This is a genomic window from Candidatus Endoriftia persephonae (genome assembly GCF_023733635.1).
Taxonomy (GTDB): Bacteria; Pseudomonadota; Gammaproteobacteria; order Chromatiales; family Chromatiaceae; genus Endoriftia; species Endoriftia persephonae.
On the sequence record NZ_CP090569.1, the window covers coordinates 1,629,481 to 1,644,841 of the forward strand.

Consider the following 15,361-nt stretch of genomic DNA (forward strand, 5'->3'; position numbering starts at 1 on the left):
ACTTTTTGCATGAAGTCCTTTCCCTTTCGGTGCCAGCTTCTGTCAGTTAGGGAAACTCTGAACAAGCCCCTGGAATGAGTGATAATAGTGCTTTCCAGTTTTACGAGATAAGAGCATCGACCCGATGAGCTTCTCAGATGCGGAGCATGCCGCCAAACGGAAACAGACCCGCTTCTACTGGAGATGGATAAGAGCATCCCTTGGAAACGGCTGGAAGAGCGGATAGCCCCTCACTATCCCAAAGCGGGGAATGGCCGCCAGCCCTATCCCCTGTCGAGCCTGCTTCGCATTCACTGCCTGCAGCAGCATTGGTATGAACTGAATGATCCCGCGATGGAGGATGCCCTGTATGAAATCACCTCCGCGTCAGTTTGCCGGGTTATAGCTATCCAAGGAGCGTATCCCCGATGAAACAACTATCCTGAATTTTCGGCACCTGCTGGAACAGCATCAACTTGGAAAACAGTTATTTGATGAAGTTTCTGCCTACCTGGGTGAACGCAGGACTCCTGTTACGGGAAGGCTCGATCATTGATGCCAGCCTGATTGATGCGCCCAGTTCTACCAAAAACCGGAAAGGCAAACGTGACCCAGATATGCATCAGACGAAAAAAGGCAATTAATGGTGCTTTGGCATGAAGACCCATGTCGGCGTTGATGAGACTTTTGTCTGGTCCACAGTCTGGTGAATACTGCAGCCAGCGTGCACGACCTGACGCTCGCCCATGTGCTCTTACATGGCGAGGCAGAGCGCGTATACGCTGATTCTGGATGTCGAGGTATTGAAAAGAGAGAGGAGCACCAGGAGCGGCGTGTGGAATGGAACATTGCCATGCGATCGGGAAAGCGCAAATCACTCACTGATACCCCGCTTGATCGGACCATAGAGCGTATCGAATACCTCAAGGCAAGCATCCGGGCCAAAGTCGAACACCCCTTCCGGGTGATCAAGCGTCAGTTTGGTTTTACTAAGGTGCGCTATCGTGGCTTGGCCAAGAATGATAACAACCTTCACATGTTGTTTGCGCTGAGTAATCTCTATATGAGCAGGCATTTATTGGCGACTTAGGGGATGCGTACCTCTAACCGATGAGCCAGGCGCATCAAAACCTAAGAACAACGGCTATTAGTCGTCAATAATGGGGCTTATCTGGCTGATAGCGTCTGTTGAAGCATTATGCCCCAATCACCGCAACCCCTTCCTCTTCCAACATCCCGACCAGCCGGATCAGCGGCAGGCCGATCAGGGCATTGGGGTCGCTACCTTCGAGTTTCTCAAACAGTGTGATGCCGAGTCCTTCCGATTTAAACGAACCGGCACAGTTATAAGGTTGTTCCCTCTTTAGATAGTCGTCAATTGCTACGGCATCTAGTGGCCGAAAGTGAACATGAAATGGCTCACAGATGAGTTGAGAATCGCCACTGGTACTGTTCAGCAGACAGAGTCCGGTATAGAAGGTCACCCTGCGTCCCGCTGCGGCGCTAAGTTGTTCCACCGCCCGTTCGTGGTCTCCTGGCTTGCCGAGAATGCGTTCATCGATGGTCGCGACTTGGTCTGAGCCGATGATCAGGGCGTTGGGGAATTGCCCAGCCACCGCTTGCGCCTTCTTCAAGGCAAGCCGCTGCACCAGCGCATCCGGCGCCTCTCCATCGAGGGGTGATTCATCCACCTCTGGCGAAGCCGTGGTGAAGGGTAAGCCGAGGCGGGAGAGCAATTCTTTGCGAAACGGGGAGGTGGAGGCGAGCACCAACGTGTGTTCGCCCATCCTGTCTTTTCCGTGCATGATTTACATTCTATTTAACAATGGGTTGAAGAGGATGAGGTGCGCATTTTAGCAAATAAAGTGGAGTGTCATCTGTTGGGAATACGGGTCGCAATCAAGTATTGCTTTTCCTAAGAGGAGTGTTTTTTAGGATTGAGTATTGCAATACAGACTATGAATAATATTAATATAACAGTACATTTTCCAATAAAAACAATAGGTAACTAGATATACTTAAAGTTCTACATCCTTGACAAGGGGCGCTGAGAGAACGTACAACGTCCACAATGAAAAAACCAAGGGTGTCCTGTGCCTATGCTAATTTCTGATCTGATGCTCTCTGGCGTGAAGTTGATGTTCTTGGGGATGGGGGTCGTGTTTTCCTTTCTGGTGATCTTGGTGTTTACCATGTTAGCCATGTCCCGTCTGGCTGAAGTGCTCAGCCGATCCCAGGCCCTTAACGACACAGATGAATTGAGCCCTGCAAGGCCGGTGGTGACGCAGTCCGGCGTACGCAGTGATCTCGTCGCGGTCATCTCAGCAGCGATCACCCGCTACCGCACGACACAGGTCTGATTTCGCTGTAGAGTTGCGCGCATACAGACTCCCTTTTCCTTCACACAGCCTGTTTTCCTTATGAGCGATAAGAAACCCCTCGGAATAACCGATGTCGTCCTGCGCGACGCGCATCAGTCGCTGTTTGCAACCCGCCTGCGCATCGACGATATGCTGCCGATTGCGGAAAAGCTGGACAAAGTCGGCTTCTGGTCGCTGGAGAGCTGGGGCGGTGCAACTTTTGATGCCTGCATCCGCTTTCTGGGAGAAGACCCCTGGGAGCGCATCCGGCGCCTCAAGGAGGCGATGCCCAACACCCCACAGCAGATGTTACTGCGCGGACAGAATATCCTCGGTTACCGGCACTATGCCGACGACGTGGTAGAGGCCTTTGTCGATCGCGCTGCTGCGAACGGTGTCGATGTGTTCCGCATCTTCGATGCGATGAATGACCTGCGCAATCTGGAGACTGCGGTCAAGGCGGCCCTGAAGACCGGCAAACATGCACAGGGCACCATGTCCTATACCGTTAGCCCGGTGCATGATCTCGACTACTGGGTCAACATGGGGCGCCAGCTCGAGGAGATGGGCTGCGACTCGATCTGTATCAAGGACATGGCCGGCCTGTTGCGCCCCTACGTGGCTGAACAGCTGGTCATTCGGCTGAAACAGACCTGTTCCATTCCAATCGCCATGCAGAGCCATGCCACCACCGGTATGAGTACCGCCACTGCGGTCAAGGCGGCGGAGGCGGGCATCGACATGATCGATACCTCGATCTCCTCCATGAGCATGACCTACGGCCACTCGCCCACTGAATCGGTGGTGGCAATCATGCAGGGTACCGACCGAGATACCGGTCTCGATCTGCATCTGCTGGAGGAGATCGCTGCCTACTTCCGGGAAGTGCGGAAGAAATATGCCAAATTTGAAGGGGCCCTAAAGGGAGTCGACTCGCGGATTCTGGTGGCCCAGGTGCCTGGCGGCATGCTGACTAACATGGAGAGCCAGCTGCGCGAGCAGGGCGCCCACGATCGCCTCGACGAGGTGCTGGAGGAGATCCCCAAGGTCCGCAAGGATCTGGGTTATATACCACTGGTCACCCCGACTTCGCAGATCGTTGGCACCCAGGCGGTGCTCAATGTGCTGATGGGCGAGCGCTACAAAAGCATTGCGAAAGAGACCGGTGGTGTTCTCAGAGGGGAATACGGTGCAACGCCTGCACCGGTTAACGCTGAACTCCAGGCGCAGGTCTTAGCGGAGGGCGAAGAGGTGATCACCTGTCGTCCAGCTGACAGGATCGACCCGGAGATGGACAAACTCACCATGGAGTTCCGGCGGCTTGTCGAGGAGAAGGCAATCCGTGTCGCCGATGCGGAGGTGGATGATGTCCTGATCTATGCGCTCTTCCCTCAGGTGGGGCTGAAGTTTCTCGAGAACCGGGACAACCCAGATGCCTTCGAGCCGGTGCCGGGCACTGAAGCCGAGCCAGAGGCGAGCGAGGCTGCCGCTCCGGCAGCTGCCGGCGGAGGTCCTGAGTCCTATCAGGTGGAGGTCAATGGGGTCGCCTACAACGTTAAGGTGACGCCAGGCGGTGCGGTTACTGATGTGCGACCAACGGTTGCTGCACCAGCCGCAGCGGTTGCCGCGCCTGAGGTGGCCGCGGACGGTATCCCCATTGTCGCGCCACTGGCGGGCAATATCTTCAAGATCAAGGTGGTTGAAGGACAGAGCATTGCCGCCGGAGAGGTGGTGATGGTGTTGGAGGCGATGAAGATGGAGACTGAGGTGCGGGCATCTGTCGCCGGCATCATTGGCAATATCACTGTAAAAGAGGGGGATGCCGTGCAGGTTGGTGAGACCCTTCTGAGACTTGCCTGACGCTATGGAGATAGGATTCGAACCAATCTGGCAATCCATGGGGATTGCCAACATGAGTTGGGGCCAGGTGCTGATGATGAGTGTCGGCGGCCTGCTGATCTATCTGGCAATCGCGCGCAAGTTTGAGCCATTGTTGCTGTTGCCGATTGGCTTCGGCGCAATCCTCAGCAATATCCCAGTGGCAGGTATCGGCGGCGAGGGTGGGCTGCTCTACTATATCTACCATGTTGGCATAGAGACCGGCGTCTTCCCGCTGCTGATCTTCATGGGCGTCGGGGCGTTGACCGATTTCGGTGCGCTGATCGCCATGCCCTGGACACTGCTGCTGGGGGCAGCGGCCCAGTTCGGGATTTTCATTACCCTGATCGGTGCGTTGGCGCTGAATATGGTGCCAGGCTTCAACTTCACCCTGGCCGACGCCTCCGCGATTGCCATCATCGGTGGCGCAGATGGTCCCACCGCGATCTTTCTCGCCTCCCGGCTGGCGCCCGATCTGCTCGGTGCGATCGCCGTGGCCGCCTACTCTTATATGGCCCTGGTGCCGATCATCCAGCCGCCGATCATGCGCCTGCTCACTTCTGAGGCGGAGCGCGGCGTGGTGATGCAGCAGATGCGTCACGTTAGCAAGCTGGAGAAGATCCTCTTCCCGTTCACGGTATTGCTGCTCTGCATCCTGTTTCTGCCCTCGGCGGCGCCGCTGATCGGCATGCTGACCTTTGGCAATCTGCTGCGCGAGAGCGGCGTGGTGGACCGTCTGAGCCATGCGGCGCAGAACGAGCTTATCAACATTGTCACCATCTTTCTTGGTCTGGCCGTGGGATCCAAGCTCTCGGCTGATAAGTTTCTCAGCGTCGAAACTCTGGGCATTCTGGCGCTGGGTGCCTTCGCCTTCTGTATCGGCACCGCCGCCGGCGTGCTGATGGGAAAGGTGATGAATCGTGTCACCGGCGGCAAGATCAATCCGCTGATCGGTGCGGCCGGGGTCTCGGCGGTGCCGATGGCGGCTCGAGTGGTTAACAAGGTGGGGCTGGAGTCCAACCATCATAATTTCCTGCTGATGCACGCCATGGGACCGAACGTGGCCGGAGTCATCGGCTCTGCGGTGGCGGCGGGCATCCTGCTGGCCATCGTCGGGGGACAGTAATCCCCATTCTCAGACTAACTGCGTGAGCGGGCTGATGTTTTTGACATCGGGCCGTGTTGCATAATATCATCGCGCGCTTATGTCGAAACGGTTGCCCGAGCATCTTGATCCTTGGCGGTTTGCCGATCTTGGCGAGGCGTTTGCCGGTAGCGTTGCGCTGCAGGATCTGTCGAGGTTGCGTGAGTCTCTGCTGGATGATCAGGGTCGTGCCAGCTTTGAGCTGGAATTCTATCGCGACGAACGCCGCCGGGCCTGTCTGAAGGGGCGTGTCGAGGCGACACTGTTGCTCGAGTGTCAGCGTTGCCTGAAGGCAGTGCTGCTGAAGGTCAGCAGCGATACCGCCATCGCCTTTGTCGAAGGTTTCGATGAGGCGGAACAGCTGCCAGAGGCGCTCGATCCCTGGATGGTTGAGGATCAGCGGGTCAGTCTGCAGGATCTGATCGAGGATGAGCTGCTGCTGGCCTTGCCCCAAGTGGCGATGCATCCTGCTGATGAGTGCACTGCAACTGACACAGGCGCTAGGGCTGATACGGCGATTGAGGCAGCAGACGAGGCAGAGCGCGAGAATCCGTTTGCCATCCTCAGCGGACTGAAAGCGACAAAAGATTGAGATACAACAGGTATCGATTGATACTGATTTGAACTGAATATAGGAGCAAAATCATGGCTGTTCAGAAGAGCAAAAAGACCCCTTCCAGACGCGGCATGCGTCGTTCTCACGACTCCCTCACCGGTGAAACCCTCTCCATCGATTCCACCTCTGGCGAGACCCACCTGCGTCACAATGTTACCGCCGATGGTTTCTACCGTGGCCGCAAGGTAATCAACACCAAGGGCGAATAAGGCCGTTCAGGCTGATTTTGCACGACTGATTCAGGTTCCTGGCGCGTCTTCGACGGGCGTGCCGGGATCTTTGCATTTTGGGGGGCCTACGGCGGCATGAATAGCGCTGTCACTATCTCACTCGACGCCATGGGCGGTGACCATGGCGCTGCGGTTGTCGTGCCTGCCGCGCTGGATTACCTCAGGAATGATCCTGATGTGTGCCTGATTCTGGTCGGAAACGAGGCGCTCCTGCGGGAGAAGGTCGGTGGCCACAGCTTCGGCGATCGCCTGCGGTTCCACCATGCTTCCCAGGAGGTGGGGATGGACGAGCTGCCCTCGAAGGCGTTGCGCGGCAAGAAAGACTCCTCCATGCGGGTGGCGATCAACCTGGTCAAAGAGGGTGTCGCCGATGCCTGCGTGAGCGCCGGCAACACTGGTGCGCTGATGGCAACCTCCCGCTTTGTGCTGAAGATGCTACCGAATGTGGATCGCCCGGCGATTATTACGGCGCTGCCTTCTATTGAAGGGCAGACTTACATGCTCGATCTGGGCGCCAATGTGGACTGCAGTGCCGAGCACCTGTTCCAGTTCGCGGTGATGGGGAGTGAACAGGTCTCTGCGGTTGCCGACATCAGCAATCCTCGGATCGGTCTGCTGAATATCGGCCAGGAAGAGATCAAGGGCAACGAGCAGGTGAAGGGAGCGCATGAGTTGCTGGCCGCCAGTTCGCTGAACTATATCGGCTATGTGGAAGGCGACGACGTTTTCAAAGGCGGCGTCGACGTGGTGGTCGCGGACGGTTTTGTCGGTAACGTTGCGCTGAAGAGCAGTGAAGGTGTCGCCAAGATGATCAGCCACGCCATGAAAGAGAGCTTTCGGCGCAACTGGCTGACCAAGCTGGCTGGGCTGGCGGCGATGCCAGTGCTGAAGGCCTTTCGGCGTCGCATCGACCCACGTCGTTACAATGGCGCCAGCCTGCTTGGGCTGCGCGGTATCGTCATCAAGAGCCATGGTGGTGCCGATCAGCTGGCCTTCGAAAATGCCATCGGCATTGCCCGTAAAGAGGTGCTCACCGACGTGCTCAGCCGCATCGCTAGCCAGGTTGAAAAGCATCTGGAAAAAAGGGAAGGCGCGTGATCTATTCCCGCATAATTGGTACCGGAAGCTACCTTCCGGAGAAGATCCTGACCAATCAGGATCTGGAAAAGATAGTGGATACCACGGACCAATGGATCGTCGAGCGGACCGGCATTAAAAAGCGCCATATCGCCGGTGACGAGGAGTACACCTGCGATCTGGCGGAGAAGGCCGCACGCAACGCGATGCAGATGGCGGGGATCGATGCGAAGGATATCGACCTGATCATCGTTGCCACTACCACCCCGGATCAGGTATTTCCCAGCACTGCCTGTCTGCTGCAGGGGCGGCTGGGGATCCATGGCCCGGCGGCGTTTGATGTACAGGCGGTCTGTACCGGCTTTGTCTATGCCATGAGTGTGGCCGACAAGTTCATTAAGACCGGTAGCGCCAAGCGAGCCCTGGTGATCGGAGCGGAGACCCTGTCGCGCATCACCGACTGGAACGATCGCAACACCTGTGTGCTGTTCGGCGATGGTGCTGGCGCTGTGGTTCTGGAGGCGAGCGACGAGCCGGGCATCATCTCCACCCATCTGCACGCCGATGGCGCCTTCGAGAACATGCTGCGGGTCCCGAGCGGGATCTCGCGGAATTACGGCGCGCTACGCGAGGGCAATGCCTTCATGGAGATGCGTGGCAACGAGGTGTTTAAGATGGCGGTTACCACCCTGGGGCGGATCGTCGACGAGACTCTTGAAGCCAACAACATGCAGAAGTCGGATGTGGACTGGCTGATCCCGCATCAGGCCAACATCCGCATCATCCAGGCGACCGCGAGGAAGCTGCGTACCCCGATGGAGCAGGTGGTGGTGACTGTGCACGAGCATGGCAACACCTCTGCTGCCTCAGTGCCGCTGGCGTTGGATACCGCAGTGCGAGACGCTCGCATCAAACGCGGCGAGACCCTGCTGATGGAGGCCTTTGGCGGCGGTTTTACCTGGGGCTCCGTGCTCGCCAAATTCTGACCCTAGCTAACAGGATTGCACAAACAATCATGAGCGACACCAATTTCTGTATTGTATTCCCCGGTCAGGGCTCCCAGTCGGTGGGGATGCTCAGTGCCCTGGCGGAGACCCACCCGGTGGTGCTGGAGACCTTCAACGAGGCCTCAGATGCACTGGGTTTCGATCTCTGGCAACTGGTTCAGCAGGGTCCGAAGGAGATGCTGAATCAGACCAGCAATACCCAGCCGGCGATGCTTGCCGCCGGTGTTGCGGTGTGGCGTGCCTGGCTGGCCGAAGGCGGTCCGCAGCCGGTCACCATGGCCGGCCACAGTTTGGGAGAGTACAGCGCGCTGGTCTGCGCCGATGCCCTACAGTTTGCCGATGCGGTGAGCCTGGTGGCCGATCGCGGGCGCTTCATGCAGGAGGCGGTCCCGGAAGGTACCGGAGGCATGGCCGCCATCCTTGGCCTTGATGACGACAAGGTGCGCGAAGTCTGTGCTGCGGCAGCGGAAAGTGAAGTCGCTGAGGCGGTTAATTACAACTCACCCGGTCAGGTGGTGATTGCCGGCAGCAAGGCGGCGGTAGACCGTGCCTGTGGTCTGGCCAAAGAGGCGGGCGCCAAGCGTGCCCTGCCGCTGCCGGTGAGTGTTCCCTCACACTGCGCGCTGATGCGCCCAGCGGCTGAGCGCCTCAGCGAGCGCCTGGCGGATATTGCCATCAGCAAGCCAACGATTCCGGTGATCCACAACGTAGATGTGGCCGAATCGGTGGATGCGGATGAGATCCGCCGCTGCCTGGCGGAGCAACTCTACAGTCCGGTGCGTTGGGTCGAGACGATTCAGTCGATGGCGGCGCAGGGTGCCTCGAACATCATCGAGGCGGGTCCAGGTAAGGTGCTCACCGGCCTGAACAAGCGCATCGACCGCAAGCTGACCGGTTATGCTGTGTTCGACAGCGAAGGATTGACCAAAGCCCTGGAGGCATTGCAATGAATCTGGAAAATGAGATTGCTCTGGTAACCGGTGCAAGCCGTGGTATCGGTGCAGCGATTGCCGACACCTTGGGAGCCGCAGGGGCGACAGTGATTGGCACTGCGACTTCTCAGGGCGGCGCGGATACGATCAGTGAGCGTTTCGCAGGGGCTAACATCAAAGGCCGGGGGATGGTCCTTAATGTTACCGATCAGGCCTCCATCGATGCCGTAGTGAAGCAGATCGGCGCCGATTTTGGTGTGCCGACGGTGCTGGTGAATAATGCCGGCATCACCCGGGATAACCTGATGATGCGGATGAAGGATGAGGAGTGGAATGACATCATCGACACCAATCTCAGCTCTGTTTTCAAGGTCAGCAAGGCGCTGCTACGCGGCATGATGAAGGCGCGTCATGGTCGTATCATCAATATCTCCTCAGTGGTTGGTGCGATGGGCAATGCTGGCCAGACCAACTATGCAGCAGCCAAGGCTGGGTTGTTTGGCTTTACCAAGTCGTTGGCGCGGGAGATCGGCTCCCGGGGTATTACCGTCAACTCGGTGGCGCCGGGTTTTATCGAGACTGATATGACTAGGGAGTTGCCCGAGGCACAGCGCAAGGCGCTGGTGGACAGCATCCCGCTGCAGAAGCTGGGCCAGCCCGAGGATGTTGCCAACGCGGTGCTGTTTCTCGCTTCGGCATCGGGCGCCTACATCACGGGCGAAACACTGCATGTCAATGGTGGCATGCATATGGCCTAAAAGAGCAGTTGCTTTAAGTTGATTCTCTATCCGAAAGGATAGAGGTATCCGATTGAATTTTAAGATAAACCGCTCATTTTTTTGTGGTGCTGCATAAGTACAGTTTATGCTTTTCTCATAGAAAGTTTGAGCATACAATAGCGCATCGGCCAGAGTAGGCCGGCGAATATCCCAGAGGAAATTAAGAAGATGAGTGACGTTGTAGAGCGCGTTAGGAAAATTGTCGTTGAACAACTGGGTGTCAAAGAGGACGAAGTAACTCTCGAAGCGTCTTTTGTTGACGACCTCGGCGCAGATTCTCTCGACACTGTTGAGCTGGTAATGGCCCTTGAAGAGGAATTCGAAACCGAGATTCCTGATGAAGAGGCTGAGAAGATTACCACAGTGCAACTGGCTGTCGACTACATCACCTCACACAGCTGATCCAATCGGCGAATTTCGTGTGGGCCGCATCACTCCCCGTATCTGCGGGGTGCGGCCTTTTGCTTTATTGGGCCTAAATCAATAGGGGGGTAGTCTTCAATGACTGCAAGAAGGGTAGTCGTTACCGGGCTTGGCATGATTGCACCTGTCGGACTGGATGTGCCGTCGTCCTGGGAGAACATTCTCGCGGGGAAAAGCGGTATTCAACCGATCACCCATTTCGATGTCGGGCCCTTCACCACCCGTTTCGGCGGGCCGATCTACGGGTTTGAAATCACCGATTACGTGCCGAAGAAAGATGCCAAGAAGATGGATAAGTTCATCCACTATGGCGTGGCTGCAGGCTGTCAGGCGATCGAGGACTCTGGTCTCGAGGTGACTGAGGAGAATGCAGATCGGATCGGCGTGTTGATCGGCTCCGGTATCGGCGGTATCACCGGTATTGAGAACAGCTACCAGGCCTATATCGATGGTGGCCCGCGCAAGATCTCTCCATTCTTTGTGCCGGCCAACATCATCAACATGGTCTCCGGTAATCTGTCGATCAAGTATGGGCTCAAAGGTCCCAACTACTCCATCGTCTCCGCCTGCAGCAGTGGTGCTCACAGCATCGGCGAGGCGGCGATGATGATCCGCCATGGCCGCACCGATGTGATGGTCGCCGGCGGCGCTGAGATGGCGACCTCACCGGTCGGGCTCGGTGGCTTTGCCGCAGCCCGTGCGCTCTCCCGGCGCAACGATGATCCGCAGGCGGCCAGTCGCCCCTGGGATCGCGACCGTGACGGCTTCGTACTGAGCGACGGTGCCGGCGTGGTGGTGCTAGAGGAGTATGAGCATGCCAAGGCCCGTGGCGCGAAGATCTACGCTGAGCTGGTCGGTGTGGGGATGAACTCCGATGCCTATCACATGACCGCCCCCTCTAAGGATGGCTCTGGTGCCGCCAAGTGCATGCAGCTGGCGTTGGCGGATGCGGGCATCAACCTGGAACAGGTTAACTACCTGAATGCCCACGGTACCTCGACCCCGGCCGGCGATCTGGCCGAGACCCAGGGCGTGAAGCGCGCCTTTGGCGACCATGCCTATAAGCTCTGTGTCAGCTCGACCAAGTCGATGACTGGTCACATGCTGGGTGCAGCAGGTGGTGCCGAGGCAGTCTTCACCATCCTGGCGATTCGCGATCAGGTGGCACCACCGACCATCAATCTGGAGAACCAGGATCCGGATTGCGATCTCGACTATGTACCCAACACAGCCCGCGAGATGACCATCGACGTGGCTATGTCCAACTCCTTCGGTTTTGGCGGCACCAACGGCAGTCTGGTGTTCAGCAAGCCTGAATGACCCGGATCGGAGCCCCTCAGCGGGCTCCGATTCCTTTCCAGGTCAGTCCATTCCGTATGCTGATCGACGGCATCACTACTGAGCAAATCCCCGCCTCAGATCGCGGTCTGCACTATGGTGACGGGCTGTTTGAAACCATTGCTGTAGCCGCTTCACGACCACGTCTCTGGGAACGCCACATGGCGCGGCTGGCCGAAGGCGAGAGACGCCTTGGCCTGCCGCCTTTGCCGCGGGATCTACTTTGGTCGGAAGCCGAATCGCTCATCAGTGGGGCGCAGCAGGGTGTTCTGAAGATCCTGCATACCCGTGGCAGCGGTGGGCGCGGCTATCGTTCTCCCACGCCCGCCAGCACCCGGCGCATTCTCTCTTTCCACCCCTGGCCCGAGTTTCCTCGCTACTGGTTCCGTGAGGGTATCGAGCTGCGTCTCTGTGATACCCGGTTGGGCATCAATCCTGCGTTGGCCGGTATCAAACACCTCTGTCGACTGGAACAGGTACTGGCGCGCAATGAGTGGGATGACCCGGCGATCCCCGAGGGGGTGATGCTGGATATCGAAGGGCGGGTTATCGAAGGGACCCAAAGCAATCTGTTCCTGCTCAAGAATGGTGGGCTGATCACCCCGGATCTCTCTCGTTGCGGGGTTGCGGGTGTAATGCGTGGCCTGGTGCTGGAGAGTGCCCGTGCCTTAGGCATCGATTGCCTGATCAGAGATCTGGGTGTCGACGAGTTGGGCACGGCAGATGGGGTTTTTATCTGCAACTCCCTGATCGGCATCGTGTTGGTGGCCCGCTTCGCTGCACACAAATTTGATCCCAAGCTGATCCCGAGCGAACTCGTGGAGACGGTCAGGCAGCGCGCCTTTGGCCAGCGGGATGCAACACTCCTCAGCTCAGGCTGAGTCTCTATGCCAACAGAATCATCAATCCTATCTCTGTCTCTCCCATCAGACAGGCAATGGAGTAGAATCACTCGCTATGCTGCAACGGATATTTGGCGCCCTGATCTTTGTCTCCAGTCTCCTCATCGCCTGGGCCTGGATGGAGTACCAGCAGTTCCAGGAGATGCCGCTCAATCTGCCCGCCGACGGGCTGCTTTATCAGCTGGATCAGGGTGACACGGTACGCCAGCTGGCGGTGGATCTTAAGCAACTGGGAGTGATTGATCAGCCGCTGCTGCTGCGTCTGTTGGCGCGCCAGAGTGGTCTGGCCAGCCGCCTCAAGGCGGGGGAGTATCGGATCCCGGCGGGCACCACACCAATAGAGCTGCTTGAGTTGCTGGTTGCCGGCAAGGTCACCCACTACAGCCTGACCCTGGTCGAAGGTTGGACCTTCAAGCAGATGATGGCGGCGATAGATCGTGACCCGGTATTGCTCCATACTCTGCGAGGTGCCACAGATGTGCAGATCATGCAACAGATCGGCCATGCAAACGAGCATCCCGAGGGTCGATTCTTTCCCGACACCTACCACTTTCCTAAGGGTACCAGTGATCTGGATCTGCTGCGGCGCGCCTATGCACGGATGAGAGAGACGTTGGAACAGGCCTGGCAGCAGCGCCAGCCAGAACTGCCCCTGAAGAGCCCCTATGAGGCGCTGATTCTCGCCTCCATCGTTGAGCGTGAAACGGGACTGCCGGAGGAGCGCCCGCAGATCGCCGGAGTGTTTATCCGGCGTCTGCAGAAGCGTATGCGGCTGCAGACCGACCCTACCGTGATCTACGGCATGGGAGAGCGCTATGATGGCAACATCCGTCGCCGCGATCTGAAACAGGACACTCCCTACAACACCTACGTACATGCAGGCCTGACTCCAACCCCGATCGCCATGCCGGGAGCAGCAGCGATTGAGGCGGTACTGCATCCAGCCGAAGGGGATGCACTCTACTTTGTCGCCACCGGCAATGGCGGCCATAAATTCTCGGCTACCCTGGAGGCACACAACCAGGCGGTGCGCAAATATCAGTTGAAGCGATGAAACAGAAGCAGGGCAGATTTATTACCGTTGAAGGAGGCGAGGGGGCAGGCAAGAGCAGCAACCTCGACTTTATTCGCCAGCAGTTGGAAGCGCAGGGCAAGCAGGTTCTGTTTACCCGCGAACCGGGTGGCACCCCGCTGGGCGAGGCGATCCGTGAACTGCTATTGGGGCATCAGCATCAGGGGATGGCCCACGATAGCGAACTGCTGTTGATGTTCGCGGCGCGTGCCGAGCATCTGCAGCAGAAGATCCTGCCTGCCCTGGCACAGGGAACCTGGGTGCTATGTGACCGCTTCACCGATGCCAGTTACGCCTACCAGGGCAGTGGCCGAGGGCTGAAGACGGCGCGCATCGCCCAACTCGAGCAGTTTGTGCAGGGGGATCTGCGCCCCGATCTAACCCTGCTGCTCGACCTGCCGGTGGAGGTTGGTCTGGCACGGGCCGGGCAGCGCTCGGCGCCGGATCGGTTCGAAAGCGAGCAGCAGCACTTTTTCCAGCGGGTCCGTCAGGGTTACCTGCAGATCGCGGCGGATCAGCCGGAGCGGGTCAGGCTGATCGATGCCTCACTGCCCCTGGCGCAGGTACAGCAGCAGATCAGTCGTGAGCTGGAGCGTTTTATCCAGCGTCTGGGAGGATAGATGATGACGCTGCTCCCTTGGCAGAACACCATCTGGTCACGTTTGCAGCAGATGCGTGACAGCGGCCGGCTGCCCCATGCGCTGCTCTTCTCTGGTCCCCAAGGTGTTGGTAAGGAGTTGTTTGCGCAGCTGTTTGCCAAGTCACTGCTCTGTCAGGAACCCGACAGCTCCGGCCTGCCCTGCGGTCACTGTCAGCCCTGTCATCTGCTCGCCAGTGGTGTGCATCCCGACTTCACCAACATCGCTCCGGATGTGGAGAGTAAGAGCGGCGAGATCCTGGTCGATACGATTCGCGGGCTCGCCTTCAGCACGACTCTGACTTCAACCGCCGGCAGCCATCGGATCGTCCTGCTGCGCCCGGCAGAGCGGATGAGCAACTCGGCTGCAAACGCCTTTCTCAAGACCCTCGAAGAGCCCCCGCTGGGCACGCTGATGATACTGATCAGCGACCGGCCCTCGCGGTTGTTGCCAACCATCCGCAGTCGTTGCCAGCTGATCGGTTTTGCCACCCCGCCGGCAGAGCAGGCGCTGCCCTGGCTCGAGGCACAGGTGAATCACGGCGATCCTGCGATGTTGCTGGCGCTTGCTGGCGGCACCCCGCTGCGGGCGCTGGAACTGGATGACAGTGCGCTGCTTGAGCAGCGGGATTCACTGCTCACAGCCTTTATTGCGTTGGCCGAGGGGCGCACCGATCCGGTCAAGGTTGCCGCCGACTGGGCGAAGCAGGACCTCAATATGCTGTTCGAGTGGTGGAGTGGCTGGCTGATCGATTTGTTGCAGCTGCAGGCAGTAGAGCAGCCTGTCACACTCTTCAATAAAGATCGACGGGAGACTTTCAAGCAACTGGCGGAACGGCTAGACTCAGGCGAGTTACAGCGCAATCTTCAGCGCCTCTATCGGGCGCGCCAGGACGTTGAGGCCAATCTGAATTCCCAGCTGTTGCTGGAGAGCCTGACTATCGACTGGATGGGTCGCGCAGCCAATAGATAACCAGCATCAGAGAC

The 15,361-nt window shown here is 58.1% G+C and carries 16 protein-coding genes and 1 pseudogene; 16 read left to right on the plus strand and 1 reads right to left on the minus strand.

Annotated features, from left to right (window positions below):
- Positions 1–115 precede the first annotated feature (115 nt).
- Positions 116–1,069, plus strand: a pseudogene (locus L0Y14_RS07275) (IS5 family transposase).
- 106 nt (positions 1,070–1,175) lie between these two features.
- Here the strand turns inward: L0Y14_RS07275 and L0Y14_RS07280 are convergent.
- Positions 1,176–1,766: a Maf family protein gene (locus L0Y14_RS07280; RefSeq protein WP_006475454.1), complete on the minus strand. Its 591-nt coding sequence runs from the start codon at positions 1,764–1,766 to the stop codon at positions 1,176–1,178.
- 363 nt (positions 1,767–2,129) lie between these two features.
- On the opposite strand from L0Y14_RS07280, the gene L0Y14_RS07285 reads away from it, so the two are divergent.
- From L0Y14_RS07285 to L0Y14_RS07355, 15 genes are all read left to right on the plus strand, one after another.
- Complete coding sequence (locus tag L0Y14_RS07285) at positions 2,130–2,339, plus strand: OadG family protein (protein ID WP_240991708.1); 210 nt, start codon at positions 2,130–2,132, stop codon at positions 2,337–2,339.
- 60 nt (positions 2,340–2,399) lie between these two features.
- Positions 2,400–4,199: a sodium-extruding oxaloacetate decarboxylase subunit alpha gene (gene oadA / locus L0Y14_RS07290; protein WP_005959207.1), complete on the plus strand. Its 1,800-nt coding sequence runs from the start codon at positions 2,400–2,402 to the stop codon at positions 4,197–4,199.
- 4 nt (positions 4,200–4,203) lie between these two features.
- Complete coding sequence (locus L0Y14_RS07295; protein ID WP_005959208.1) at positions 4,204–5,343, plus strand: sodium ion-translocating decarboxylase subunit beta; 1,140 nt, start codon at positions 4,204–4,206, stop codon at positions 5,341–5,343.
- A 79-nt stretch (positions 5,344–5,422) separates the two neighbouring features.
- On the plus strand, positions 5,423–5,953 hold the full coding sequence (locus L0Y14_RS07300) for a YceD family protein (protein WP_005959209.1): 531 nt from the start codon (positions 5,423–5,425) through the stop codon (positions 5,951–5,953).
- A gap of 53 nt (positions 5,954–6,006) precedes the next feature.
- Positions 6,007–6,186 (plus strand): 50S ribosomal protein L32, encoded by a 180-nt coding sequence (gene rpmF / locus L0Y14_RS07305; RefSeq protein WP_005959210.1) that lies wholly within the window; start codon positions 6,007–6,009, stop codon positions 6,184–6,186.
- Positions 6,187–6,282: 96 nt separating this feature from the next.
- Positions 6,283–7,305: a phosphate acyltransferase PlsX gene (gene plsX / locus L0Y14_RS07310; RefSeq protein ID WP_005959211.1), complete on the plus strand. Its 1,023-nt coding sequence runs from the start codon at positions 6,283–6,285 to the stop codon at positions 7,303–7,305.
- On the plus strand, positions 7,302–8,270 hold the full coding sequence (locus tag L0Y14_RS07315; RefSeq protein WP_006475456.1) for a beta-ketoacyl-ACP synthase III: 969 nt from the start codon (positions 7,302–7,304) through the stop codon (positions 8,268–8,270). Before plsX ends, L0Y14_RS07315 begins: the two co-directional genes overlap by 4 nt.
- Positions 8,271–8,299: 29 nt before the next feature.
- Positions 8,300–9,241, plus strand: coding sequence for an ACP S-malonyltransferase (gene fabD / locus L0Y14_RS07320; RefSeq protein WP_006475457.1), 942 nt, complete (start codon positions 8,300–8,302; stop codon positions 9,239–9,241).
- Entirely contained in the window at positions 9,238–9,981 is a 744-nt protein-coding gene (gene fabG / locus L0Y14_RS07325) for a 3-oxoacyl-ACP reductase FabG (RefSeq protein ID WP_005960716.1), read from the plus strand. The genes fabD and fabG overlap by 4 nt, the downstream gene beginning before the upstream one ends.
- A 189-nt stretch (positions 9,982–10,170) precedes the next feature.
- Positions 10,171–10,404, plus strand: a complete 234-nt coding sequence (acpP, locus tag L0Y14_RS07330) for an acyl carrier protein (RefSeq protein ID WP_005960717.1) — start codon at positions 10,171–10,173, stop codon at positions 10,402–10,404.
- Between the two features lie 99 nt (positions 10,405–10,503).
- Positions 10,504–11,745 (plus strand): beta-ketoacyl-ACP synthase II, encoded by a 1,242-nt coding sequence (gene fabF, locus L0Y14_RS07335; RefSeq protein WP_005960718.1) that lies wholly within the window; start codon positions 10,504–10,506, stop codon positions 11,743–11,745.
- A complete protein-coding gene (gene pabC / locus L0Y14_RS07340) occupies positions 11,742–12,644 on the plus strand; it encodes an aminodeoxychorismate lyase (RefSeq protein ID WP_005960719.1) in 903 nt (300 codons plus the stop codon). The genes fabF and pabC overlap by 4 nt, the downstream gene beginning before the upstream one ends.
- 76 nt (positions 12,645–12,720) lie before the next feature.
- The gene (gene mltG, locus L0Y14_RS07345) at positions 12,721–13,719 is read left to right on the plus strand and encodes an endolytic transglycosylase MltG (protein ID WP_006475459.1); all 999 of its coding nucleotides are present in this window, start codon (positions 12,721–12,723) and stop codon (positions 13,717–13,719) included.
- On the plus strand, positions 13,716–14,357 hold the full coding sequence (tmk, locus tag L0Y14_RS07350; protein WP_005960721.1) for a dTMP kinase: 642 nt from the start codon (positions 13,716–13,718) through the stop codon (positions 14,355–14,357). Before mltG ends, tmk begins: the two co-directional genes overlap by 4 nt.
- Positions 14,358–15,347 carry a DNA polymerase III subunit delta' gene (locus L0Y14_RS07355; protein ID WP_050799404.1) on the plus strand — a complete coding sequence of 330 codons (990 nt, stop codon included), beginning with the start codon at positions 14,358–14,360 and terminating at the stop codon, positions 15,345–15,347. It abuts the gene before it with no gap.
- The last annotated feature ends 14 nt before the right edge of the window (positions 15,348–15,361 follow it).

Coding starts and splice junctions, on each gene's coding strand:
- L0Y14_RS07280 (WP_006475454.1), bottom strand. CDS start 1,766: ATGGGCGAACACACGTTGGTGCTCGCCTCCACCTCCCCGTTTCGCAAA.
- L0Y14_RS07285 (WP_240991708.1), top strand. CDS start 2,130: ATGGGGGTCGTGTTTTCCTTTCTGGTGATCTTGGTGTTTACCATGTTA.
- oadA (WP_005959207.1), top strand. CDS start 2,400: ATGAGCGATAAGAAACCCCTCGGAATAACCGATGTCGTCCTGCGCGAC.
- L0Y14_RS07295 (WP_005959208.1), top strand. CDS start 4,204: ATGGAGATAGGATTCGAACCAATCTGGCAATCCATGGGGATTGCCAAC.
- L0Y14_RS07300 (WP_005959209.1), top strand. CDS start 5,423: ATGTCGAAACGGTTGCCCGAGCATCTTGATCCTTGGCGGTTTGCCGAT.
- rpmF (WP_005959210.1), top strand. CDS start 6,007: ATGGCTGTTCAGAAGAGCAAAAAGACCCCTTCCAGACGCGGCATGCGT.
- plsX (WP_005959211.1), top strand. CDS start 6,283: ATGAATAGCGCTGTCACTATCTCACTCGACGCCATGGGCGGTGACCAT.
- fabD (WP_006475457.1), top strand. CDS start 8,300: ATGAGCGACACCAATTTCTGTATTGTATTCCCCGGTCAGGGCTCCCAG.
- fabG (WP_005960716.1), top strand. CDS start 9,238: ATGAATCTGGAAAATGAGATTGCTCTGGTAACCGGTGCAAGCCGTGGT.
- acpP (WP_005960717.1), top strand. CDS start 10,171: ATGAGTGACGTTGTAGAGCGCGTTAGGAAAATTGTCGTTGAACAACTG.
- fabF (WP_005960718.1), top strand. CDS start 10,504: ATGACTGCAAGAAGGGTAGTCGTTACCGGGCTTGGCATGATTGCACCT.
- pabC (WP_005960719.1), top strand. CDS start 11,742: ATGACCCGGATCGGAGCCCCTCAGCGGGCTCCGATTCCTTTCCAGGTC.
- mltG (WP_006475459.1), top strand. CDS start 12,721: ATGCTGCAACGGATATTTGGCGCCCTGATCTTTGTCTCCAGTCTCCTC.
- tmk (WP_005960721.1), top strand. CDS start 13,716: ATGAAACAGAAGCAGGGCAGATTTATTACCGTTGAAGGAGGCGAGGGG.
- L0Y14_RS07355 (WP_050799404.1), top strand. CDS start 14,358: ATGATGACGCTGCTCCCTTGGCAGAACACCATCTGGTCACGTTTGCAG.